General features: G+C 57.3%; 26 protein-coding genes. 16 read left to right on the forward strand and 10 right to left on the reverse strand.

Annotated elements, in window-relative coordinates; all coding sequences use genetic code 11:
• The first annotated feature begins 30 nt into the window (after positions 1-30).
• Entirely contained in the window at positions 31-171 is a 141-nt protein-coding gene (locus V6582_RS04510) for a hypothetical protein (protein ID WP_174089192.1), read from the forward strand.
• Between the two features lie 23 nt (positions 172-194).
• Here the strand turns inward: V6582_RS04510 and V6582_RS04515 are convergent, their stop codons facing one another.
• Positions 195-950, reverse strand: a complete 756-nt coding sequence (locus V6582_RS04515) for an SOS response-associated peptidase (RefSeq protein WP_156633588.1) — start codon at positions 948-950, stop codon at positions 195-197.
• Positions 951-1,040: 90 nt separating this feature from the next.
• On the opposite strand from V6582_RS04515, the gene V6582_RS04520 reads away from it, so the two are divergent.
• The 7 genes from V6582_RS04520 (at position 1,041) to V6582_RS04550 (ending at position 5,379) form a co-directional block, all read left to right on the forward strand.
• Complete coding sequence (locus V6582_RS04520) at positions 1,041-1,481, forward strand: NUDIX hydrolase (protein WP_156633589.1); 441 nt, start codon at positions 1,041-1,043, stop codon at positions 1,479-1,481.
• A gap of 69 nt (positions 1,482-1,550) precedes the next feature.
• Positions 1,551-1,985, forward strand: a complete 435-nt coding sequence (locus V6582_RS04525) for a TIGR02301 family protein (protein WP_234889800.1) — start codon at positions 1,551-1,553, stop codon at positions 1,983-1,985.
• 99 nt (positions 1,986-2,084) lie between these two features.
• Positions 2,085-2,342 (forward strand): hypothetical protein, encoded by a 258-nt coding sequence (locus tag V6582_RS04530; RefSeq protein ID WP_015915468.1) that lies wholly within the window; start codon positions 2,085-2,087, stop codon positions 2,340-2,342.
• Between the two features lie 17 nt (positions 2,343-2,359).
• A complete protein-coding gene (locus V6582_RS04535) occupies positions 2,360-3,136 on the forward strand; it encodes a hypothetical protein (RefSeq protein ID WP_156633590.1) in 777 nt (258 codons plus the stop codon).
• A gap of 212 nt (positions 3,137-3,348) precedes the next feature.
• A complete protein-coding gene (locus tag V6582_RS04540) occupies positions 3,349-4,191 on the forward strand; it encodes a YgfZ/GcvT domain-containing protein (RefSeq protein WP_156633591.1) in 843 nt (280 codons plus the stop codon).
• Between the two features lies 1 nt (position 4,192).
• Positions 4,193-4,840: a YfbR-like 5'-deoxynucleotidase gene (locus V6582_RS04545; protein ID WP_156633592.1), complete on the forward strand. Its 648-nt coding sequence runs from the start codon at positions 4,193-4,195 to the stop codon at positions 4,838-4,840.
• Positions 4,837-5,379 (forward strand): tyrosine phosphatase family protein, encoded by a 543-nt coding sequence (locus V6582_RS04550; RefSeq protein WP_156633593.1) that lies wholly within the window; start codon positions 4,837-4,839, stop codon positions 5,377-5,379. The genes V6582_RS04545 and V6582_RS04550 overlap by 4 nt, the downstream gene beginning before the upstream one ends.
• A gap of 246 nt (positions 5,380-5,625) precedes the next feature.
• On the opposite strand, the gene V6582_RS04555 is transcribed toward V6582_RS04550, so the two are convergent.
• On the reverse strand, positions 5,626-6,255 hold the full coding sequence (locus tag V6582_RS04555) for a hypothetical protein (protein WP_156633594.1): 630 nt from the start codon (positions 6,253-6,255) through the stop codon (positions 5,626-5,628).
• A gap of 361 nt (positions 6,256-6,616) precedes the next feature.
• On the opposite strand from V6582_RS04555, the gene V6582_RS04560 reads away from it, so the two are divergent.
• From V6582_RS04560 to V6582_RS04570, 3 genes are all read left to right on the forward strand, one after another.
• Complete coding sequence (locus V6582_RS04560) at positions 6,617-7,261, forward strand: HD domain-containing protein (protein WP_156633595.1); 645 nt, start codon at positions 6,617-6,619, stop codon at positions 7,259-7,261.
• Between the two features lie 6 nt (positions 7,262-7,267).
• Positions 7,268-8,119, forward strand: coding sequence for an MOSC domain-containing protein (locus V6582_RS04565; RefSeq protein ID WP_156633596.1), 852 nt, complete (start codon positions 7,268-7,270; stop codon positions 8,117-8,119).
• 529 nt (positions 8,120-8,648) lie between these two features.
• On the forward strand, positions 8,649-8,912 hold the full coding sequence (locus V6582_RS04570; protein WP_156633597.1) for a hypothetical protein: 264 nt from the start codon (positions 8,649-8,651) through the stop codon (positions 8,910-8,912).
• Here V6582_RS04570 and recO read toward each other — a convergent pair.
• Complete coding sequence (gene recO / locus V6582_RS04575; protein WP_156633598.1) at positions 8,831-9,625, reverse strand: DNA repair protein RecO; 795 nt, start codon at positions 9,623-9,625, stop codon at positions 8,831-8,833. The genes V6582_RS04570 and recO overlap by 82 nt on opposite strands.
• Before the next feature lie 232 nt (positions 9,626-9,857).
• Between recO and V6582_RS04580 the strand changes: the two genes are divergently transcribed.
• Positions 9,858-10,958, forward strand: coding sequence for an AbrB family transcriptional regulator (locus tag V6582_RS04580; protein ID WP_234889801.1), 1,101 nt, complete (start codon positions 9,858-9,860; stop codon positions 10,956-10,958).
• A gap of 12 nt (positions 10,959-10,970) precedes the next feature.
• Here the strand turns inward: V6582_RS04580 and era are convergent, their stop codons facing one another.
• The 6 genes from era to rpoZ form a co-directional block, all read right to left on the reverse strand.
• The gene (gene era, locus V6582_RS04585; protein ID WP_156550598.1) at positions 10,971-11,954 is read right to left on the reverse strand and encodes a GTPase Era; all 984 of its coding nucleotides are present in this window, start codon (positions 11,952-11,954) and stop codon (positions 10,971-10,973) included.
• 10 nt (positions 11,955-11,964) lie between these two features.
• The gene (rnc, locus tag V6582_RS04590; RefSeq protein WP_156633600.1) at positions 11,965-12,684 is read right to left on the reverse strand and encodes a ribonuclease III; all 720 of its coding nucleotides are present in this window, start codon (positions 12,682-12,684) and stop codon (positions 11,965-11,967) included.
• Positions 12,681-13,424, reverse strand: a complete 744-nt coding sequence (gene lepB / locus V6582_RS04595; RefSeq protein ID WP_337739356.1) for a signal peptidase I — start codon at positions 13,422-13,424, stop codon at positions 12,681-12,683. The genes rnc and lepB overlap by 4 nt, the downstream gene beginning before the upstream one ends.
• 554 nt (positions 13,425-13,978) lie before the next feature.
• Positions 13,979-14,131, reverse strand: a complete 153-nt coding sequence (locus V6582_RS04600; protein WP_015915454.1) for a DUF3563 family protein — start codon at positions 14,129-14,131, stop codon at positions 13,979-13,981.
• A 302-nt stretch (positions 14,132-14,433) separates the two neighbouring features.
• The gene (locus V6582_RS04605; protein ID WP_156633602.1) at positions 14,434-16,674 is read right to left on the reverse strand and encodes a RelA/SpoT family protein; all 2,241 of its coding nucleotides are present in this window, start codon (positions 16,672-16,674) and stop codon (positions 14,434-14,436) included.
• Between the two features lie 158 nt (positions 16,675-16,832).
• Positions 16,833-17,231 (reverse strand): DNA-directed RNA polymerase subunit omega, encoded by a 399-nt coding sequence (rpoZ, locus tag V6582_RS04610; RefSeq protein WP_060715909.1) that lies wholly within the window; start codon positions 17,229-17,231, stop codon positions 16,833-16,835.
• A 312-nt stretch (positions 17,232-17,543) separates the two neighbouring features.
• On the opposite strand from rpoZ, the gene V6582_RS04615 reads away from it, so the two are divergent.
• The 4 genes from V6582_RS04615 to V6582_RS04630 all read left to right on the forward strand — a co-directional run bounded on the left by V6582_RS04615 (position 17,544) and on the right by V6582_RS04630 (position 21,912).
• Positions 17,544-18,122: an NYN domain-containing protein gene (locus V6582_RS04615; RefSeq protein ID WP_060715910.1), complete on the forward strand. Its 579-nt coding sequence runs from the start codon at positions 17,544-17,546 to the stop codon at positions 18,120-18,122.
• Positions 18,123-18,718: 596 nt separating this feature from the next.
• Positions 18,719-20,233, forward strand: a complete 1,515-nt coding sequence (locus V6582_RS04620) for a methyl-accepting chemotaxis protein (RefSeq protein ID WP_156633603.1) — start codon at positions 18,719-18,721, stop codon at positions 20,231-20,233.
• A 109-nt stretch (positions 20,234-20,342) separates the two neighbouring features.
• Entirely contained in the window at positions 20,343-21,401 is a 1,059-nt protein-coding gene (locus V6582_RS04625) for a bifunctional transcriptional activator/DNA repair enzyme AdaA (protein ID WP_156633604.1), read from the forward strand.
• Positions 21,402-21,633: 232 nt separating this feature from the next.
• Positions 21,634-21,912, forward strand: coding sequence for a hypothetical protein (locus V6582_RS04630; protein ID WP_156633605.1), 279 nt, complete (start codon positions 21,634-21,636; stop codon positions 21,910-21,912).
• Positions 21,913-22,074: 162 nt separating this feature from the next.
• On the opposite strand, the gene smpB is transcribed toward V6582_RS04630, so the two are convergent.
• Positions 22,075-22,551, reverse strand: coding sequence for an SsrA-binding protein SmpB (gene smpB, locus V6582_RS04635; protein WP_015915448.1), 477 nt, complete (start codon positions 22,549-22,551; stop codon positions 22,075-22,077).
• Between the last annotated feature and the right edge of the window lie 22 nt (positions 22,552-22,573).

The raw sequence follows: 22,573 nt of genomic DNA on the forward strand, positions 1-22,573 counted from the left end.
GGCCGCAATGGAAACACTTTGGAGAACATCATGCCCGCCCCCCTGCAAGCTAAAGAAGCACCGCAACCGGCCAAGCCGGAATTGAGCGACAATTACCGCCCGATCGGTCTGAAAGCAGTGATTGCCGCCGCCCTGATGTTGAAGCGAGCGCCGATCAAAAAAGTCGCGTGAGGACGCCCTTTTTCCAATAGCGTTCAAAACAGCGATAGCTGTTGCGAAGGCGGCTTGGGTTCGGTTTTCGGCGTTGGATTCTCGATACGGACCTGCACATCCGGGCCGGTATTGGCGACCTTGTTGACCTTGTCGGACACCGGAATGGCTTCGAATATGTCCTCGTCTGCGGGCTTTAGCAAGTCGGCGACATGGCGTGGCTCATGGCGCTTGCAATCCAGCCAACGCTCGAAATCCTCCGGGCCGATCACGACAGGCATGCGGTCATGGATCGCTCGAATGGAGCGATTGGCACGGGTGGTCAGGATGGCGCCGGTATCGATTTCAGATCCATCGGCGGCTGCAAAGGTTTCGACCAGGCCACCGAACGCGACAATCCTGCCCTGGGTGGGCCGTATCCAGTAAGCCTGCGGTTTTTCACCGCTTTCCTTTGCTGGCCGATACCATTCGTAAAAGCCGGAGGCCGGGATCAAAACACGGCGATGGCGCATGGCGCCGCGAAACGACGCCTTGGTTTCGGCCGTCTCAGAACGCGCATTGATCAGCAGCGGAAAATCACTCGGGTCCTTCACCCAGCCGGGCAGAAAACCCCAACGCACCAGCAGCGCCCGCCTGCTCGGCAGGTTGCTGCCCGCCATCGGCACCTCGCCATTGCCGACAGTCAGGATCGGCTGGGTCGGAGCAATGTTGAAGCGGGGCGGAAAGGCCTCGAGTTCGTGCAGACCAAAGGCCTCCACGATTTCGTCCGGTGTCACGGTCAGGGCAAAACGTCCACACATGCACTTGTCTTCGCAGTCACAGAGCCTATCGTCAAGCGACCTTACAATGACTGCCTGACGCATCGGGTCAGCAAACAGAACGAGCATCGCATGACCGAGCAACCCGTCCCGGTTTTTTTCGCCCCCGCCTCTTCCGCCATCGTGATCCGCCAAGGCAAGCTGCTGCTGGTCAAGCGCTCGAAGCCGCCCGCCGCCGATCTCTATGCATTTCCCGGTGGGCGTGGCGAACCCGCCGAAACACCGGAAGAGACCGCCTTGCGCGAGTTGAAGGAGGAGACCGGCCTATCGGCCCATGCGCCCAGTCTGTTTGCCAGCTACGACCTCTACCCCGACCCCGGCGGCCCCAGTCACCATCACTTCCGGCTTTCCGTTTTCCTCGTCACCCTGGACGACCCGGCGGCGGCAGCGGTCGCCCAAAGCGATGCCGCAGCCCTGGGCTGGTATAGCCCGGTGGAAATCCGGGATCTGCCCGTGCCACCCAGCGTGCTCGACTGCGTAGAAAAGCTGGTGGCTTGCGGTAAAGCAGCGTAAACCAAGGCGGGAATCGTGATAAGATTGACGTTAATCCCGGCGCATCCGCCGGATATGCCATGGATATGCATGACCCGACGAATACTGCTTTTTCCTGTCCTTTGTACCGTGTCCGTCCTTCTGGCGGGAACTGCTGCAGCGGCAAATGTCGCGCCCCCGGCAAAGCTGCCCGGCGAGGCTGCAACGCCTGCGCAACAGGCAACACCCTATGACGGACAGTTGAATCGGCTCTCGGAAATCCTGGGGACCGTGACCTATCTGCGCAATCTCTGTGCGGGCCAACCGGAGCAGCAATGGCGGGCTGCGGCCGAAAAGCTGATCGCGCTCGATGCAGGCACTGAACCAGCCCGCAAGCAGATGCTGACAGCCGCCTATAACCGTGGTTATCGGGCCTTTGCCGCAGTGCATCCCTCTTGCACTTCTGCTGCTCGGGTGGCAGAAAGCCAGTATCGTGCTGAAGGCGCAACACTTGTTCGGGAAATGACGGCGCGCTTTGGAAATTAACCAATAATTCATCCGATTTAGCATTCGCCCGTGTCGTTTTGATAAAACACTGATAGAGTCGTTAACAGCTGAGTAAGTATCGCTTCGAGGACATGCAGAATGGAACCACGCCGCAACGAGATTGACGACATGATCGTTCATGAAAAGATGCAGGCTGCCCTCGAATATCAGAACGAGGCCTGGGCCGATGGCATGGCTGATGGCATCGAACCGGAAATCATCGCCGATGCGGCCATTGCTTTGGCCATGCGCGAAACCATCCGCATTCATGGCGAAGATGGTGCGGAAGCCATGTTGGAGTCTTTGCGCGCCCGTATGCTGGCCGGTGAGTTTTCTCCCAAGCGAAGTGTTCAGTAAGTTTCAGAGGCAATAAGATGCGCAAGGCATGCCAGACCGGAGCAAAGGCAACCGGTCTCAAGAACAATGTAAAAACAATTCTGGTCTGCGGCTGGATGGCAAGCGTTGCCGTTCTGGCTCTTCCGGCCAGCGGTTTCGCTCTGTCGGAATTGCAAGGCGGTGCCAAGGATGCGGCGCAGCAGGGACAGCAACCGCAAACCGGCCAGCAGCCGGGCCTGCCAACCGATAGCACCTCCGATCCGAAGAGCGCGCCCAGCACCGAACCACAGCAGGCAACCCCCGCCGACAAGGCGAAGGCAGCGGCTGCCGAAGCGGCACCGCACACGCCTGTTGAGGTGATCTACGATATCAGCAAGGCCCCCGAACCGGTGCGCAAACTGCGCGAAAAGCTGGTGGAAGCCGCAGCCTCCGGCGACCCGGAACGGTTGCGCGCGCTTCTGGCGGGCGGCAACGATCCGACCGCGCTGGCACTCGGCAATGACAATGGCGACCCGATCCAGACGATCAAGAGCGTTTCTGGCGATCCCGATGGCCTCGAAGTCCTGGCCATCATGCTGGATGTGCTGTCGACCGGCTTCGTGCATGTCAATGCTGGCACCCCGGAGGAAGCCTATGTCTGGCCGTATTTTGCCGAAAAGCCGCTGACAACGCTGACCCCACCGGAAAAGGTGGAATTGCTGCGGCTGGTGACAGCAGGCGATTTTGAAAACATGCTGGAAGTTGGCAATTACAATTTCTTCCGCATCGGCATTGCACCCGATGGAAAATGGAAATTCTTCACGGCAGGCGATTGATGGACGCGTGCTTGCCTTGGAAAAGTGGGACCCGCGTTTCCCAACAAGGCAAATGATGTCAAAGGTCACGAGAGGTTGCCGGGTTCAGTTTGAGCCAGGCAGCCTCTAGCCTATTTGACCTCGCGGCAATCAATTTGCTGAAGAGAAAAATATGCAATCCACGACCTCACCCAATACTGCCGTGGTTTCGCAAGATGTGATTGGATCGTCTCATGCCAGCCGTTTTTCTTGAAAACCGGGCTTTTCTAAAGGTCACTGGAGCCGAGGCCGCGCATTTTCTCAACAATTTGCTGACAGCGGATCTCGGCCTTATCGAGCCTGGGCAAGCCGCTCCTTGCGCCTTGCTGACACCTCAGGGCAAGATCCTGTTTGATATGCTGGTCTATACGCTGGCCGATGGCTATCTGCTGGAGGTGGCAGCCGGTGAGCAGGACGCGCTACTGCGCCGCTTGACACTCTACAAGCTGCGCGCCGCCGTCACCCTTACCGCCGCTGAACTTACCGGCGTCACGGCGATCTGGGACGAGGCGCCGACTGAAACCGCTTTTCAGGACCGTCGGTTCGCCGCTGCTGGCGAAACGGTCTGGCGCGTGCCGGGTCGTGTCAACTCGGCTGGGGATGATGTCCGGCTTTATACAGCGTTGCGAATCAACGCGGGCGTGGCCGAAGCGGGGCTCGACTATCCGCTCCAGGATGCCTATCCGCACGACGTGCTGTTTGATCTCAATGGCGGCGTCTCGTTCAAGAAGGGCTGCTATGTCGGGCAGGAAGTGGTGTCGCGCATGCATCACCGCAAAATGGCCCGCCGCCGGGTCGCCATCGTTTCCGCCGACGCTCCCCTGCCCGCGACCGGCACCGAGCTTCGTGCCGATGGTAAGCCGCTTGGCACACTCGGCACCGTCTTGGACAACATGGGATTGGCGATCCTGCGTATCGACCGGGCTGGCGATGCGATAACTAATGGCACGCCTATTCTGGTCGGCGATCAGGCCGTGCGTCTGCACCTGCCCGTCTGGACGGGCCTGGATTTTCCTGCCACGTCAGACGGGGACTGACATGCCCGCCGTCCCTCCTCCGATATCGGCGCGGGCCTGGCAGCGGATGCTGTCGGGTCGTCGCCTCGATCTGCTCGATCCTTCACCGCTTGATGTCGAACTTTCCGATATTGCCCATGGCCTGGCCCGCGTTGCCCGCTGGAATGGCCAGACGGTGGGCGACCATGCCTTTTCCGTTGCCCAGCACAGCCTTGTGGTGGAAGAGATCTTTCGCCGCTGCAATAGCAAATACAGCGCCAACGACCTGCAAATGGCCTTGCTGCACGATGCCCCGGAATATGTGATCGGCGACATGATTTCGCCCTTCAAGGCGGTGGTGGGCGGTGGCTACAAGCTGGTTGAAAAGCGGCTGGAGGCGGCCATCCATCTGCGATTTGGCCTACCCGCACATCCCACAGCCAGCTTGAAGAACCTCATCAAGAAAGCCGATAGCATCGCCGCCTATTTCGAGGCCACCGAGCTTGCCGGATTTACCAGCGCGGAAGCCGTGCGGATCTTCGGCCAGCCGCGCCATATCACCGTCGACATGCTACCGCTTGGCCCTATGCCAGCCATTGAAGCGCAGCGGCAGTTTGCGGAGCGTTTCGACGCCATCGAGCGCCTGCGTGAGGCGGAAAAGCACAAAAAATCCAGTGGGGGTGCGCCATGACGTATTTCGTCGTCAGTCCGCTGGCCCGCCTTGCTGAAATGGCGGTGCGCCACAAGGCAAAAGAGATGATCAGCCTGCTGGCCAAGGGACAGGATTTTCATCGCCCCGCAGTGATTTCACCGGGCCGGCACCTGACGCTTGCCCTGAACGACATTACCTTTGCCGGTAGAGGCGATCTCATCGCCCCGCAAGATGTGCATGTGGAACAGATCATTGATTTCGTGAAGGATTGGGACCAGACGGCGCCGCTGCTGATCCATTGCTGGATGGGGGTATCACGCTCGCCAGCCGCAGCCTTGATTGCCAGTCTCGCCTTGCATCCCGAACAGGACGAGGAGGCGTTGGCGCAAGGCTTGCGGGCCGCGTCGCCATTTGCGACGCCCAATATACGGATGGTGGAGATTGCCGATAGCCTGCTTTCACGCGGAGGGCGCTTCGTTGCGGCGATGAAAAAGCTAGGCCGTGGCCAGGACGCCGATGGCAATGCGCCATTTGTGCTGCCAATTCTAGCAGTCGATCCGGTCTCCAGCTCCGCTTGATACGGATGGGCTCGATCCGAGGGATCTATAAATCAGCATTGAATGGGATAAAAAGGGATAGATTGGTAAAGCTTGATGCGGGTTCAATCGGCATAGGCATCATGTCTCCATGCCGTTTGTTTGCAAGTAGCGGCCCTTCAGGGCAGCATTCAGCCTCATGGCTGCTATAACGATGTTCCAGTCTCAAGCCTGAACCGACCGGACCTGTGGTCCTGAACTGGAATGCTCGGGTGCGATAGCGACCCGTCAGGCGGCGGCAGTTTGTCCGGTCGTATCGGTGTCGTCGGCGGTGCCGCCAGCGGAACGATAGGCATTGATAACCGAGCTCATCTGGCTGAACACGTCATCCATGGACATGCTGTCCTCGCTACCACTGCTGTCACCGGACATCATACTGCTAAGGCTCTGCATGTCGCCCATACCACCCATACCACCCATACCGCCCATCATCATCGGAGGAGGCATTTTGCCGTCGGGCTGCATCTGGTCTTCGGTCACATAGCCAGCATCTTCCGAGTCAATGGCCTCGAACATCTTGGTCGAATCTTCCTCAGACACATCCTCCGGACGTGCATTGACAAATTCTTCCTTGGTTACTTTTCCATCGCTATCGGTATCGATGGACTTGGTTGCATTCTGGTCGGTGGAAGTCGTGTCCCCACGGGACAGTTCCATCGCCATCAGGTCACTGGAAAGCTGCGAGGATGTGCTGTTGGCGGCACTGTCGCTCAGGACGGTCGGATCCTGAGTTCTGGTAGATCCTGCGGATTGTTCTTCCGCAGAAACGACACCATCGCTATTGGTGTCCAAGCTGGATGTCGAGCCGACGTTGTAAGACGATACGGACGAAAGAGACGCTGAAGAAACGCTCGTCATTGAAAACCCCTGTCTAGGTTGTTTCTATTTTTATAGCGCCATTTAAACGCGAGACAGGACGGCGCAGGGCGATGACTATCGTGATTTGGGGTCTTTCGTCAAAAGGCAATTGTTATAGGTGATAATTTGTATGAGGCTAGAAATACCCCCATAAATTCGGGGCTGTCTGGAGATTGGCTTGGAAAATTCTCAGGTAAGGCCGCGCAAGATCACGGAAAATTGCGTCTTTGCCTGCTCCTTTGTCTCCTGCGAAGACCATGGCAAAATCCTGCGATTTTCAGGTTGGATTTTTTCGCCAATCTCAACGGATTTGGGCAATGATGCAGCAGACCCGACTGATTCCCTCCGAGAAGACACTCCGATGATCACCCCAGCCTTCGCCCCTCATGACGATCTTGCCAAATGGCTCCTGCCGCATGCCACTGAGGGCAATGACGGCTCGCATGACACCGCCCATATCTTACGCGTGTTCAAAAACGCCATGCGCATTCACGCGGTTGAAGGCGGCGACAGTCAGGTTCTCGCCGCTGCCGTGCTGCTGCATGATTGCGTCTCCATGGAAAAGAATGCGCCCAACCGTGCGGATGCGTCCCGCCTTGCCGCAAAGAAAGCTGAAGCGATCCTGACGGAAGGCGGTCAGTGGCCAGCCAGCAGCATCCAAGCGGTCTCTCACGCAATCCTCACCCATAGTTTTTCCGCCAATCTTGCACCCGAAACGCTGGAAGCAAAAATTCTGCAAGACGCCGACCGGCTGGATGCCATCGGGGTGGTCGGTGCGGCGCGCTGTTTCTACATTGCCGGGCGGCTCGGTTCCGGCCTTTACGATCCAGCCGATCCGAAGGCTTTGCAACGCCCACTGGACGATAAGCGCTTTGCTATCGACCATTTTCAAACCAAGCTTTTCAAACTGGCGGACGGCTTCCAGACCCCGACCGGACAACGAATGGCGCGCGAACGCCACGCCCGCCTACAGGCAATTTTCAGTGATTTTCTTGAGGAGATCTGAGATCCGATGTTTCTCTCCGCCCTTTGCATCTATCCTGTGAAAAGCGCCCGGGGCATTGCCCTGACACAAGCCGACATCCGCCCCAAGGGTCTTCTCGGCGATCGCCAGTTTATGCTGGTTGAGCCTTCGGGGCATTTCGTCACCCAAAGAGAACTGCCTGAACTGGCCCGGCTGGAGGTGCGACTGGATGGCGAATTCGTACATCTGCAACTCGATAATAGCAGCAACATCAGTGTGTCGCTGAAGAGTTTTATCAGTCGCAAGCTGGTCACTGTCTGGCGGTCATTGGTTGATTCGGCCCTGGCTGATCCCGCCGTCAACGACACCTTGTCTCAATGGTTCGGCAGGCCGCTCGAACTGGTTCTGTTCGATGACCAAGCCTCGCGCCTGGCCAATCCAGACTGGGCCGGACCGGACGCGCCCGTTACCTTTGTCGATGGCTATCAGGTGTTGATCACCACGACCGCCTCGCTCGACGCACTGAATGCCGATATGGAAGCTCATGACGAAGGCATGGTTACAATGGACCGCTTCCGGCCCAACATCGTCATCGACGGCACACTGCCCTGGGAAGAGGACCAGTGGGCCAGCATCGCCATTGGCGGATTGCGCTTCGATCTCGTCAAGCCCTGCACCCGCTGTATCATGACAACACAGGATCAGAAAAGTGGATCACGCTCCGGCCCCTCGCCGCTTGCCGCCATGGGACGGCTACGCATGTCGGGTGACAGGCGCGTTCCCGGTCCGCTGTTCGGCTGGAACACTGTTCCTCTCGCCATTGGCACGCTGCGCCTTGGCGATACTGTGGAGGTGCTGGAAAGGCGCCCGGAAGGCATAGAACTCAAGAAGCGCCGGTAAACGGTTCTCTTAACCGGCAGATATTTTGCATAAAAATCCAATATTTCAATTTTAACGAGAATTTCCTCTGGTTTTTTGCGACTGCGCAGGTTTGCCGCAATGCGAACGCTATTTTTCGAAATGGGGCATGTGGGATTCATTTTGCCATGAAACCTTCATATTCCGTCGATCACAAAAATATATTTTGTTTTTGATCGCATCGCCATTGACGGATTGATCCGTTGATCTTACCTTCAACGCTGTCGACAAGGTGGCGATACACGCTACCAGGATCTGCCAACCAGACAGGAAATCCATCGACACGTGTTCAATGTCGAACCGGATCCATAACCGGTTCCTATGCAAGGAGGTAAAGCATATGCGCAGACTATCGCACCATGCGGCGCGCTCCTCGCACCTATGCCCGCTTGGCGTGAGAGGCGTTATGATGATGTCTTTCATTTGCTGTCGAATGTGACGCGTTCTTAAAACAAGACACCACAATTGATCGACTATTGGCCTGCGTATCAAAGCGGGCGGGGATATGACTATGGAAAAGCAAGTTATTGAATATGCCGGTGTGCCGGTTGGAATCAGCGTCCCGGAAGGCAACCGGGTGAAATTCATCGCGGTCAAATTTCCGGTCATCGATCTGGATGGTGGCATTTACAGCAATGTCACCGAACTGCACCGCGCCATTCGGACGCATATGAAAAAATCCGATGAGAATGCCTATGGCAACCTCACCGGTTTCGGGGCGGCTCCGCCGAGTGCGATCTCATCCGGCGTCTCCAAGGCTTTCAGCGCCGCTTGACAGAAACCATCGCGCGCGGCTCCAGCCGTGAGCCCGCGCGGTTCATACACATGTCTTTGTAGAAAATAACCGGTCAGCCGGAAGGCCTGTTGCAGGGCATGGGCATCGGCGTGCTTGCCTTTTCCCGCGAGCGGCTCCGGCTGTAGAAAAACCGGAAGGGATAGAAGTCTGTCCGCATAGGGCAGACCGGCGGCGTGCGAAACCGCCCTTCCCGTCTTCGGCGAAACGAAAACCAGATCCTGACGCCCGCCGGTCGCCGCGCAGGCTGTCAGGTCCAGGCCGAAACCAAGGTCATTCAAGATTGCCAGTTCAAAGCGGATGAACAACTCACCTGCCGCCAATGGCTCATGCAGGTTATCGAGAATGATATTCATCGCCTCATACAGATGTCCATGCGGCTCGCGTTCCGGCAGCAGCCGCAGCAGAGCCGCCAACGCCTGCACGCCATAGACCGCCGTAGCAGAACTCATCAGATGGCCGGCCCGCAGCTGCAACGGTTCGACGCGGAAATCGCCCAGATGTTCTTCCAGCCGCGCCCGCCAGGTGACTTCCACGACATTGCCCGGCTGCAACACCGGCTGCATGGTGCGTGATCGCCCGCCCCGCACCAGACCGAGATGTCGGCCCCGCGCCAGCGTCATCATTTCAGCAATGACGCTGGTTTCGCCATGCCTGCGCACACCCAACACAATTGCCTGATCGGTCCATTCCATGGATTGTTTTTATACCAGAGCGATGATTTTCGCCCGTAAAAAATCTGGATATTCTCTATATACGATTCCGAGCCAGCATGTCTTTTGGCAATCAGGCAGCATAGCTGGCATGCCGGAATTTTGCATGGCGCAAACAGGAAGATGGCCCTATACAACAACCAGGCCCTTCAACCTGCGGCATGCTCCATTTCAGCGCCGTATCCCTGGTTCAGATCCCGCAAGACGGCATGACATGACCCCAATGGACACGAAAAACCCCGAACCCGCCTTGGGCGACGGTCGGCTGACAGCGCTTCCATCCGCGCTTAAATGGATACTGCTGCTGGTTCTATCGCTGCTGGTGGCCGGGGCGTTGGAATATGTCCGCTTCCCTGCAGCCCTTCTGCTTGGGCCGATGATCGCCGCTATCGTCTTTGCCACAAATGGCGCAAGGCTTTCCCTGCCGCGCCCACCCTATATCGCCGCCCAGGCGCTGGTGGGCTGCATGATCGCCGAATCGCTGAATGGCGATATCCTGCGACGGTTCTTGCAGGATTGGCCGCTGTTTATCGGCGCGACCCTGTCGGTGATCGCCCTCAGTTCGCTGCTCGGCTATATCATGGCGAGGCGCCATGTTCTGCCGGGGACCACGGCGGTCTGGGGCAGTTCGGCCGGAGCGGCCTCGGCCATGGTGCTGATGGCAGAAGCTTACGGCGCCGACACGCGGCTGGTTGCCTTCATGCAATATCTGCGGGTGGTCTGTGTGGCCTCGGCGGCTGCGGCCATGGCAGCCTTCGTCTTCAATATCGCCGGTGCCGAGCCGCCACCCCTGGTATTTTTTCCTGAAATTGATTGGCAAGCTCTGGCCATGACGCTTGCGATTACCGCTGCGGCCACAGCCGCCGGTCACTATCTGAAAATCCCGGCAGGCACGATGCTGGTGCCGATGCTGGTCATGGCCGTGCTGAATTCCTTCGGGCTGGTGAAGATCGAACTGCCGCTCTGGCTGCTGGCCGTGGCCTATGCCATGGTCGGGTGGCGCATCGGGCTGGCCTTCAGCCGCCGTCTTTTGCTGCATGCCGCCAAGGCGGCACCACAGGTCGCCCTGTCGATCCTGATTCTGATTTCTTTTGGCGGCTGCCTGGCTTTTCTGCTCTGGTATTTGCTCGGCGTCGATCCGCTGACCGCCTATCTCGCCACCAGCCCGGGCGGGTTGGATTCGGTGGCGATCATTGCCGCCACCACCCATGTGGACCTGCCCTTCGTGCTGGCCCTGCAAACGGCACGCTTCCTGATGATCCTGGCGCTCGGCCCGTCGATTTCAAAGTTCATCGCCAACCGGATCAAGGCATAGAACGAATAGCGGTTAGTCCCTTGGAAACTCCAGGCCCATTTCACGGAACCGCTCGGGATCGTTGCCCCAGTTTTCACGGACTTTCACGAACAGGAACAGGTGGACCGTCTGCTCGAGAATCTCCGACATTTCCTTGCGCGAACTGGTGGAGATCGACTTGATGGCATCGCCATTCTTGCCGAGCACGATCTTCTTCTGGCTGTCGCGCTCGACATAGATCACCTGCTCGATTCTGACCGAGCCGTCCTTGCGCTCTTCCCATTTCTCGGTTTCGACATGGGAGGAATAAGGCAATTCCTGATGCAGGCGCAGGAAGAGTTTTTCACGGGTGATTTCCGCCGCCAGCTGGCGCATCGGCAGATCGGAAATCTGATCCTCCGGATAGTACCAGGGGCCTTCCGGAAGATAATCGGCCAGATAATCCATCACGTCCTGGCAACCAGAACCGTTGGTGGCGGAGATCATGAAGGTGCGCTCGAATTTGACCGCCTCGTTGGCGGTGGAGGCCAGTTTCAGCAGATCCTCATGACGAACCTGGTCGATCTTGTTCAGCACCAGGATTTTCGGCTGATGCACATCCTTCAGCGCTTCCAGAATGGCTTCGCCATCGCCGCGCAATCCGCGTTCACTGTCGATCAACAACAGGATCACATCCGCATCCTTGGCCCCGCCCCAGGCGGATGTCACCATGGCGCGGTCCAGCTTGCGGCGCGGCTTGAAAATGCCGGGCGTGTCCATGAAGACGATCTGGGCATTGTTATGGATGGCGATGCCGCGCATGACGGCGCGCGTCGTCTGCACCTTATGGCTGACGATCGACACCTTGGCACCCACAAACCGGTTCACCAGGGTCGACTTGCCAGCATTGGTGGGACCGATCAGGGCGACGAAGCCGGAATGGGTCGGACGAACAGCAGCCGCGTCTTCGGCCACGGTACCCGCAACGGTGTCTGCGATCTGGCCATCGCCAGCCGGTTGGTTTTCATGCTCGGTCATTGTCATCCAATCAATCTGAGGCGGCGGATCTCGTCCACACGCCTTCTCTTTCCAGCAACCGGGTCGCCGCCGCCTGTTCTGCGGCGCGCTTCGACCGGTCAATTCCGGTTTCCGGCTGCAGCTTGCCGATTTCCACCGTGACCGTGAAGCTCGGATCATGATCCGGTCCGGAGCGGTCCGCAACCCGGTAGACCGGGGTCGCTGCAAATTTTGCGTGTGCCCATTCCTGTAGCTCGGTCTTGGCGTCACGTCGACCGGCATCCTGCCGGGAGGCACGCTCAGCCCAGAACTTCAACACGAAGGCACGCGCCGCTTCCAGTCCGGCATCCAGATAAATGGCGGCAATCAGGCTTTCCACCACATCGGCCCGCACATTCAGCATGTTCTTGTCGGTCAGCTTTTTGACGTCAGCGCCGGTGCGGATATAGCGATGCAGCTGGATTTCATCGGCCACCGCCGCACAGGTCTCCGCGCTGACCAATTGGTTCAGCCGCACCGACAACTCGCCTTCGGTGGCAGCGCGAAACACCTTGAACAAATGCTCGGCCACGCAAAGGCCAAGCACCCGGTCGCCCAGGAATTCCAGGCGCTCATAATCGCTGCCCTTGGCGGGTCGGGCGCTGGAATGGGTCAGCGCCTTGTCCAGCCGTTCCTTGCCGATAAAGCGGTAGCCGATCACGGCCTCCACTTTTTCGCGTTCCTCAGCAGTCAGGGCCTTGGGAGCCTTCATTGAACAACCTTGAACAAACGGTCCCACCGCATATTGGACGGCCATTTCCAAATTTCGCGGAAGGACGTGTTGTTGCCAAGCGAGAAGAAGATCACCGAGGCACGGCCGATCAGGTTTTCAGCCGGAACCATGCCCACGTCGAAGCGACTATCAGCGGAATTATCGCGGTTATCGCCCATCATGAAATAATGACCGGCGGGAACGGTAAATTCACGGGTATTATCGCCAGCCGAATTCTGCACTTCATCCAGTGTGTCGTAATTGACGCCATTATCAAGCGTTTCGCGGAACACAGGCACGTCGCGCCCGGCATCCATCCGATAATCGGAGGTAAAGGTTCCATCCGGCACTTTCGGTATCGGCTTGCCATTCACCAGCAACACGCCATCCGTCACCTGGATACGGTCGCCCGGCAAACCGACAAGGCGCTTGATATAATCGATGTCAGGATTGGGCGGAAAGCGGAAGACGACGACATCGCCGCGCTTGGGCTCACTCGCCAGAATACGGCCGGAGAACAGATCGAGGGAAAAAGGCAGCGAATATTTCGAATAGCCGTAGGAGAACTTGTTGACGAAGATATAATCACCCACCAGCAGCGTCGGCATCATCGAGCCGGACGGAATGGTGAAAGGCTGGAACAGCACGGTGCGGATCACCATGGCAAGCACCAGCGCCTGAATGATGACCTTGATGTTCTCCCAAAGGGCATTCTGCTTCTTTTCGACTTTATCCGTCACGCCGGTCTCTTTCATAATTCGTCAGTCTGACGTTTCTCTAGTCGTTTCAGGCCGACCCGGCAACGGCAAAACCGTTGCATCACGCGCTTGCGTCCCGATAACACGACAGGAACGCACACGGATCAGACAATTATCGTTGAGAAACGAACTTTAACGGGAAAGAAGCGGCATAGCGGGGGATCTTCGGTCTTCATCACAGTGCTGCCGATGTGCAGCCGTGAAACCAGGCAATCCCAGATAAATAGCAGCCAAGATGAGCAACGGACACGGATGCAAACACATGCCCCAGAAAACATCAGGCCCTAAAACATCAGAAATGTAATTTTGAAATTGGCCAGCACCCGAACGCATCGCGTTCGTCGGCGAGACCACCCAAAGACGATGGTCCCGTATCAGGAAGGCCATTCATGATGACCATTATTACACGACGTGGCTGGATGCCCCGTCTTTATTCACAAGCCCCGGCAAGACCGCGACCTTTTTCTCGACATCCAATTTCGCCTCACCCGGCATAGCTGATTTCACAGGTCAGCCATGCGCCCGGCGTATAGCGATTAACGGATGCGACGGAACAGGCCACCATCGATTTCGCGCTGGCGATATTCCAGATCCAGGCGGTCATGAGCAGCGTTCAGATAAGCCATTTCACGTTCCTGGGCAGTCGGGACGCGCAGGGCGCGGGCAAATTTGCGAATAGGACCAAACATTGTCTTATCTCTCTGTGTTTGTTTCGATGACCTCAATATACGAGTGCACTGCACAAAGAACCAGAGACAAGGCGCGTTGCCAGCCATGCGCAAGATGCATAGCATCGTTAAAAACCGAAGAATTTAGCCAGAAACTGCACGAAATTTGATCAGGAACAAGGCGCCGATGTTAAAATATTGGCAACACCGCCGAGGTCGACGGTGTCCATTTGAGAGCGCCAGGCGTTTTATAAAGCGTACCTATAGCGCTGTACCGCTTTATATCTGCTGCGTAATTTCAATTGAAGGCGTCAATCCGAACCTCAGTCATAGACCCGTTTGGCGGTTGCCACGCAATCCAGCTCCTTCAGCTGCGACAAAAGCTGGTTAAGCTGGCGCAGGTCCCAGACATCCAGATCGAAGGCCATTTCGGTGAAATCGGCAGCGACGCGCATCATGGACAGAAGCCGGATATTGATGTCCAGCCCGGCAATCAACTGCGCCACCTTGGCCAACGTGCCTGGCTCGTTGATGGCGTTGATCAGGATGCGGGAATGGAAGCGCGACTTGTTGGCCTCATCCAGATCCCAGCGGACATCGATCCAGCGCTCCGGCTCGTCATCATATTTCTGCAAGGCAGACGCCTGGATCGGATAGATGATGATCCCCTTGCCGTCTTCCATGATGCCGACAATCCGGTCGCCGGGAACGGCACCGGCTGCGGAGAAATGCACTTCGAGATTACCGGCAAGCCCCCGGATCGGCAGCGGATCCAGCTCCTCCCCCAGACTGCCATCGGCAGGTTTTGCGGCGTCAGATGCCTTCTTGCCTTGCGGCAGCTTGAACATCATGCCGCTGGCTGAGCGCATGTTGAACCAGCCGTCGTCCATGGCGGGCTTTACCGTAACGCGCTCGTCCTGATAATCGGGGAAAACGGCGCGCAGCACATCGAGCGAAGACACTTCACCGCGCCCGACAGCCGCGATGGCATCCTCGACATCCTTATGGCCCAGCCTGTGCAGAACCGGTTTCAGGATCTCGCGGGAAAACGTCTTGCCCGCCCGCTCGAAGGTTCGTTCCAGGATTCGGTAGCCAAGGCCGGAATATTGCTTGCGGATCGCCATGCGGGTGGCGCGGCGGATGGCGGCGCGGGCCTTGCCGGTGACGACAATCTCTTCCCAGGCCGCCGGCGGCACCTGAACGCCGGAGCGGATAATCTCCACCTCATCGCCATTGGCAAGGCGAGTGACCAGCGGCATGATCCGGCCATTGATCTTGGCGCCGACGGTGGTATCGCCGATATTGGTATGAACCGCATAGGCAAAGTCGATCGGCGTGGCACCGCGCGGCAGGGCGATCAGCTTGCCCTTTGGGGTAAAGCAGAACACCTGGTCCTGGAACAGTTCCAGCTTGGTATGTTCGAGAAATTCTTCAGGATTGTTGGCTTCCGCCAGGGCTTCGATCGTGTGACGCAGCCAGGAATAGGCATTGCTTTCACGCGACAGCAGCTCGCCTTCGCCACCGCCCTCGCCATCCTTGTAGAGCGCATGGGCGGCGATGCCGTATTCGGCGATTTCATGCATGCGGTGGGTGCGGATCTGCAACTCGATACGCTGGCGCGACGGGCCGACGATGGTGGTGTGCAGCGACCGGTAATCGTTCTGCTTCGGCGTCGAGATATAGTCCTTGAACCGGCCAGGCACCACCCGCCAGCGGGTATGGACAATGCCAAGCGCCCGGTAACAGGCCGCAACGCCATCGACCAGGATGCGGAAACCGTAGACATCCGAAAGCTGCTCGAAGGACAGCGATTTGGACTGCATCTTGCGAAACACCGAATAGGGTTTCTTCTGGCGACCCTTCACCGAGGCCTGGAGCAGACCATTGGCGACCAGCAGATCGCTCAACTCGTCTTCGATCTTCTTGATCAGCCCTTCGTTTCGCCGGGAAAGCTCTTCCAGCCGCTTGGTAACGGTCTCATAGGCTTCGGGATTGATATAGCGGAAGGACAGGTCCTCCAGCTCGTCGCGCATGTCCTGCATACCCATGCGACCGGCCAGAGGCGCATAGATTTCCATGGTTTCCTCGGAAATCCGGGCGCGCTTGTCTGGGCGCATATGCTCCAGCGTGCGCATATTGTGCAGGCGGTCGGCCAGTTTGACCAACAGAACCCGCACATCGTCGGAAATCGCCAGCAGCAGCTTGCGCAGGTTTTCGGCCTGCTTGGCTTTCTTGGTAACGAGATCGAGTTTCTTGAGCTTGGTCAGGCCCTCGACGAGCCGGCCGATATCCTCGCCGAACAATTCGTCGATTTCGGCCCTGGTCGCCGTGGTATCCTCGATCGTGTCATGCAGGAGGGCAACGGCGATCGTCGACTCGTCCAGATGCATTTCGGTGAGGATGGCGGCCACTTCCAGCGGATGGGAAATATAGGGATCGCCGCTGGCTCGCTTCTGCTGGCCATGTTTCTGCATGGCGTAGACATAGGCCTTGTTGAGCAATGCTTCGTTGGCGTCGGGCTTGTACTTCTGTACCCGCTCCACGAGCTCATACTGCCGCATCATGCCAAGGCTACTCCATCAATCGAAAAACAGGCCACAAGAACGCTGGTCGAGGACGCACTCTCAAAAGAAAAAGCGCGCCAACCTTCCGATTGACGCACAGAGAGTTTGAAAGATCGGACCACCTCAAGACCGGTACGCCGATCTTGAGACTTCGGCAATCAGTAATCGTCGCTCTTTTCCGGCGGAACAAGGCCCTCGATGCCGGCCAGCAGCTCTTCTTCCGACATCTGGTCGAAGGCTACGGTTTCCGGCATTTCGTCCTCGTCTTGCGAGCCGCTGGTCAGCTGGCCTTCGGCAACGGAAGCAGCATCCTGTTCCGGCTCGTCGACTTCGACATGCTTTTGCAGGGAATGGATCAGATCTTCCTTCAGATCGTCCGGCGACAGGGTCTCATCGGCGATTTCGCGCAGGGCAACGACAGGATTCTTGTCATTGTCGCGGTCGATGGTGATCTGGGCTCCCTGGGAGATCTGACGGGCGCGATGGCTTGCCAGCAGAACCAGTTCGAAACGGTTATCGACCTTGTCGATGCAATCTTCCACGGTGACGCGTGCCATGGTCTGTCCTTCTTTTTACTATTTAGTCCTGGGGGCTTTTAATATTTATTCCTGAGGGATTGACAGACCGGATACATGTATTATCGCCGGAGTTCAAGTTTTTCCTGAGCGTCGTTTCAGCCGGACTCAACCTAGAAATTGTAAAAAAAAATGGAAACTAATAAAGATTCAATCAACAGGCGGTTGGAATATGCTCTATCGCTGGATACATAATTCATATATGATTAAATCATAATACATTGAGTCGGGTTGGAACCCGAGGCTGGCCGTAGATGATGCCGCGCTAATGTATATAACAAAGGATGTTGAAGGATGTTTGATCCGAGAGAAAAAATAGCGCTTTTCATAGACGGCGCAAATTTATATGCGGCTTCCAAAAGCCTTGGTTTCGATATCGACTACCGCAAGCTGCTCAAAGCATTTCAAAAGCGTGGTTATCTGCTGCGCGCTTACTATTACACCGCGTTGATCGAAGACCAGGAATATTCGTCGATCCGCCCTTTGATCGATTGGCTCGACTATAACGGCTACAAGGTCATTACCAAGCCGGCCAAGGAATTCACCGATTCCATGGGCCGTCGCAAGGTCAAGGGCAATATGGATATCGAACTGGCCATCGATGCGATGGAACAGTCCGAAACTGTGGATCATCTGGTGATATTCTCCGGCGACGGCGATTTTACCACGCTGGTCGAAGCTCTTCAGCGCAAGGGTCGCAAGGTTTCCGTGGTTTCGACCATGTCGACCCAGCCGCCGATGATTGCCGATGATCTTCGCCGCCAGGCCGATCACTTCATCGATCTCGTATCGCTGAAGGCTGAAATCGGTCGCGACCCAAGTGAACGGCCGATACGCCAGGTTGAACCTATGCTGGCCGAACCGCAGATCTGATCGCCTACAGCGCCGTGCTCCAAATATGGCGCACTCAGTTTCGCTGTCGCGCGGCATATCTGCAGTACATTTATACCTGCTGTACAATGGGACGATCCTGGTTCAACCAGGGTCCCCTCTTCCACGGTCGGGCGAATGCCCCTTCGTGTTCTGCGCAGTGAAGCTGTGTGTTTTCTTGATAAAAAAATCTTCCGGCTCGGACAGGATGCGGCACCCGCAAGGTAGGTCGCGGCATGACTGTATCTGTTATCTATTCCGCATCGCAAGCTCAGCATATTCTAAGGGTTTTTGCGATAATTTCACGGTTTATCCGATCCTGGCGGACGAACGTTTCGGCTCGCCTTATTATCCTATTGTTAAATTTCTGAGCGTTACCTTTCCCATGGAAGATGTGATCCTAACAGATCCACGACTGGGAGAATGATGACCGAAACCACAACCAGTGCGCGCTTTAATTGAGTTTTTTCCCTCGGTTAGCGACGTGGATACCATGGGATGCAACGCGGACCTCTGTTATGAGTTGCGCAGTGCAAATCTCCGTTTTCAATGGTTGGTGATCATACGTTTTAAAACAGGATAAGAGACCAGGGTGTTTCATGACTAATGCAACCGATGACAATGGCGATCTTCACAAGCGAATGGCTTTCCTCAAGCTGACGGCAAGCGATCTGCGGGTCGTCGCCGGCTTGCAGCCGATCATTGCCCATTCCATCGGTCCGACGCTGGACATCTTCTACCAGATCGCAAAACAGCATCCGGAAGCAGCCAAGTTCTTTTCCAGCGACAGCCATATCGAACACGCCAAGCAGAAACAGATCCAGCATTGGAGCCACCTGCTTTCCGGCCATCTGGACGGCGCTTATGTTGCCTCGGCAACCACGATTGGTCGCACCCATGCCAAATTGGGCCTCGACCCACGCTGGTATATCGACGGCTATGGCCTGATTCTCTCAGGCCTGGTCACCGGCGTGCTGGAAGCAGAAATGCGTGGAACCGTGTTCGGCAGTCGCTTGAAGGGCGCCATTCCAAAAATCTCAGCGCTGATCCGCGCCACGATGCTGGACATGGATTTTGCCATTTCCACCTATGGCGAAGCATTGAGCGAGGAGCGCAGCAAAATTGCCGCGGAGCGCGCCAGGATCGAAGAAGAACAGCAACAGGCGCTCAGCGCGCTGGACAATGCATTGGCGGCGCTCAGCAGCGGCAATTTGACAGCGCAGATTACCACGCCGCTTGCGCCACAATATGAAGCCTTGCGCGGCAACTTCAACAAGGCCGTCGCCACCCTGGCCGGCGCTTTCGACGAAATCAGCCACGAGGCAGGCCAGGTCAATGCCAATACCCGTGAGCTGACCCGGGCGACCGACGACATGGCCAAGCGCACGGAACAACAGGCCGCCGCCCTTGAAGAGACGGCTGCCGCGCTGGAGGAAATCAGCGTGATTGCCAAGCAATCGGCGCTGCGCAGCCGCGAAGCCCAGACGGTGGCCAGCGATGCCGCCGAGGCTGCTGGCAAATCCGCCGAGATCGTCGGCAATGCGGTCACGGCCATGAGCGCCATTGAGGAGAGTTCAAAGAAGATTTCTTCGATCATCAGCGTTATCGACGAAATTTCCTTCCAGACCAATCTGCTGGCGCTGAATGCCGGGGTGGAAGCAGCGCGGGCGGGCGAGGCAGGCAAGGGTTTCGCGGTCGTGGCCCAGGAGGTGCGCGAACTGGCGCAGCGCTCCGCCAATGCCGCCAAGGAAATCAAGACGCTGATCGACCGCTCGTCGAAAGACGTCGCTAATGGCGTGGCCCTGGTCAACCAGACGGGCGACGTCTTGCGTACCATCAGCGATCAGGTTCGCGAAGTAGACGGTCACATTGTAGCAATAGCCCAGGCCGCCCAGGAACAGGCGTCCGGCATGAGTGAAATCAATGCCGCGATTTCCAGCATGGACCAGTTGACCCAGCAGAATGCCTCGATGGTAGAGGAAACCAACGCCTCCACCCATACGCTGCAAGGCGTATCAGACCATCTGGCGTCGCTGCTGGCTCGTTTCCAGACTCAAGGGACGAAGGCGCATGCACCCCGTTCCGGTGCTTATCATCAGAGCTATGCAGCCTGATGGCCGGATAAAATAAAACGGGTTATCCAGCCAAAACATTTTTGAGAACGGGCATATCCATGCCCGTTTTTCGGCGGCAGCATCCGGTAGAACGATGTAAAACCTGCTCATGCTGTTCAAAAAACCTTCCGACGATACCCTCTACGCCGCACTGGTCGCCAAAGATGCATCCTATGACGGCTTCGCCTATGTCTGCGTCACCTCGACACGGATTTTCTGCCGGTTCACCTGCACGGCGCGCAAACCCAAGCCGGAAAACTGCCGGTTCACGGAGACCATCGCCGCCTGCCTTGAAGGCGGCTTTCGTCCCTGCAAGCGCTGCCGCCCCCTTCTTGCCTATGGCCACGCCGATCCGCTGGTGCAATCCCTGCTGGATCTGTTGGAGGCCGATCCTGGCCGTCGCTGGCGGGAGGACGATGTGATCGCGCTTGGCCATGACCCGTCCACGGTACGGCGCGCGTTTAAACGCCGGTTCGGAGTGAGCTTTATCGAAATGGCACGGCTGCGCCGGATCAGCCTTGGCACCGAAATCCTCGCCGCGGGCGAAGCCGTGATCGAAGCGCAGATGGAGGCCGGATATGAATCCGGCAGCGGCTTTCGTGCCGCCATCACCCAAATGCTCGGTAATGCTCCTGCACGGATGAAGGATCTCGGCCTGCTCAAGGCTGACTGGATCGACACACCAATCGGGCCGATGCTGGCGATCGCCGACGATCATGCGCTGCATCTGCTCGAATTTGCCGACCGGCCTGCCCTGCCAACGGAACTGAACCGTCTGAAGGCAAGACAGGGCTGCGGAGTAGCAATTGGGCGAACCGCCGTGACCGAACAGATCGCTGCCGAACTGGCGCGCTATTTCAGCGGCGATCCCAATGATTTCGAAACCCGGCTTGCCGGACATGGCACTCCATTCGAGCGCGATGTGTGGCAGGCACTGCGGCAAATCCCGGTGGGGGAGACCTGTAGCTATTCAGAGCTGGCGACATCACTTGACCGTCCAAGCGCCGTGCGGGCTGTGGCGCGGGCAAATGGAGCAAACCAGATCGCTATCGTCATACCATGCCACCGCGTCATCGGCGCGGATGGCAGCCTCACCGGCTATGGCGGCGGGCTTTGGCGCAAACAGTGGCTGCTCAATCACGAACGACGCATAAAACACAACTCATAAGCGTTGCTGATCGTTGTCATTCAAAACATTCGCTGGACGATTTGACGCATCTCGGTCATTTTTCGCGCGTTCACTGGCAGCCAGACTATTTCCGGGAAAAGGGAAAATCTCCCTGTTTCCATGATGGATAACAAGGTTCTCGGTCTGCCACCTTTTCACCCCTCACCCATCGCTTGTCTGCGTCGTCGAGACGTAGGCTCCTGTCCTCGTGCCCGCTTGAAAGGAAAAGATCATGCGCACGACAGATCCGACGAAAAACAGTGTTGTCCTGGCCCCCAGAGGCGGTTTCACCCGCCGCTTTGCGACGGCCTATCGCTGGATCGCTTCGGTTCTGGCGCGCTGTCTCTTGCGCCGGGGCGGGACAAGACCCAGCAATCATGTGGGAGATCTGAATGCGCATCAATTGCGCGATATCGGTCTTGACCACTGGGAAGTCTCATCCCGGCAGGAACAGGAGCGGCACGCCCGGCTGGCGGCCTATGCTTTCCTGATGGGGATGCACGGGCGGTAAAACTCACGCCATATCTGTCAAAGCGCCGTACTAGAGTCTGTCAGGTTCAAATTGAACCAGACAGACTCTAGATTCTTTTGTTTTCGTTTGTCTTTTCGGGAAAACCGGGTTCCACTTTTCCCTGACAAACTCTACGCGGCGCTTTGACAACTCACACGCATCTCAGCCCGTCTTCAGCAACCGGCTTTTCTGGCGGTTCCAGTCGCGTTCCTTCTCGGTCTCGCGCTTGTCATGCAATTTCTTGCCCTTGGCCAAGGCCAATTCCAGCTTGGCGCGGCCTTTTTCGTTGAAATAGATCTTCAACGGCACCAGCGTCATGCCTTCGCGATTGATGGCAACGCGCAGCCGGTTGATCTCTCGCTTGTTGAGCAGCAATTTGCGGCGACGGCGCGGTTCATGGTTGAAACGGTTGGCCTGTAGATATTCCGGCAGATGCGAATTGATCAGCCAGATTTCCTCACCCTCGTCCGAAGCATAGGATTCGGCAATATTGGCCTTGCCTTCGCGCAGAGACTTGACCTCCGTGCCGGTCAGCATGATGCCAGCCTCGTAGGTGTCGATGATCTCATAGTTGAACCGCGCCTTGCGGTTTTCCGCAACGATCTTGTTTACGGTGCGCTGGCTGCCTCTGGGTGCCATGAACTCTGTCCAATCCGACCTA

This window comes from Agrobacterium vitis, from assembly GCF_037039395.1.
Lineage (GTDB): Bacteria > Pseudomonadota > Alphaproteobacteria > Rhizobiales > Rhizobiaceae > Allorhizobium > Allorhizobium vitis_E.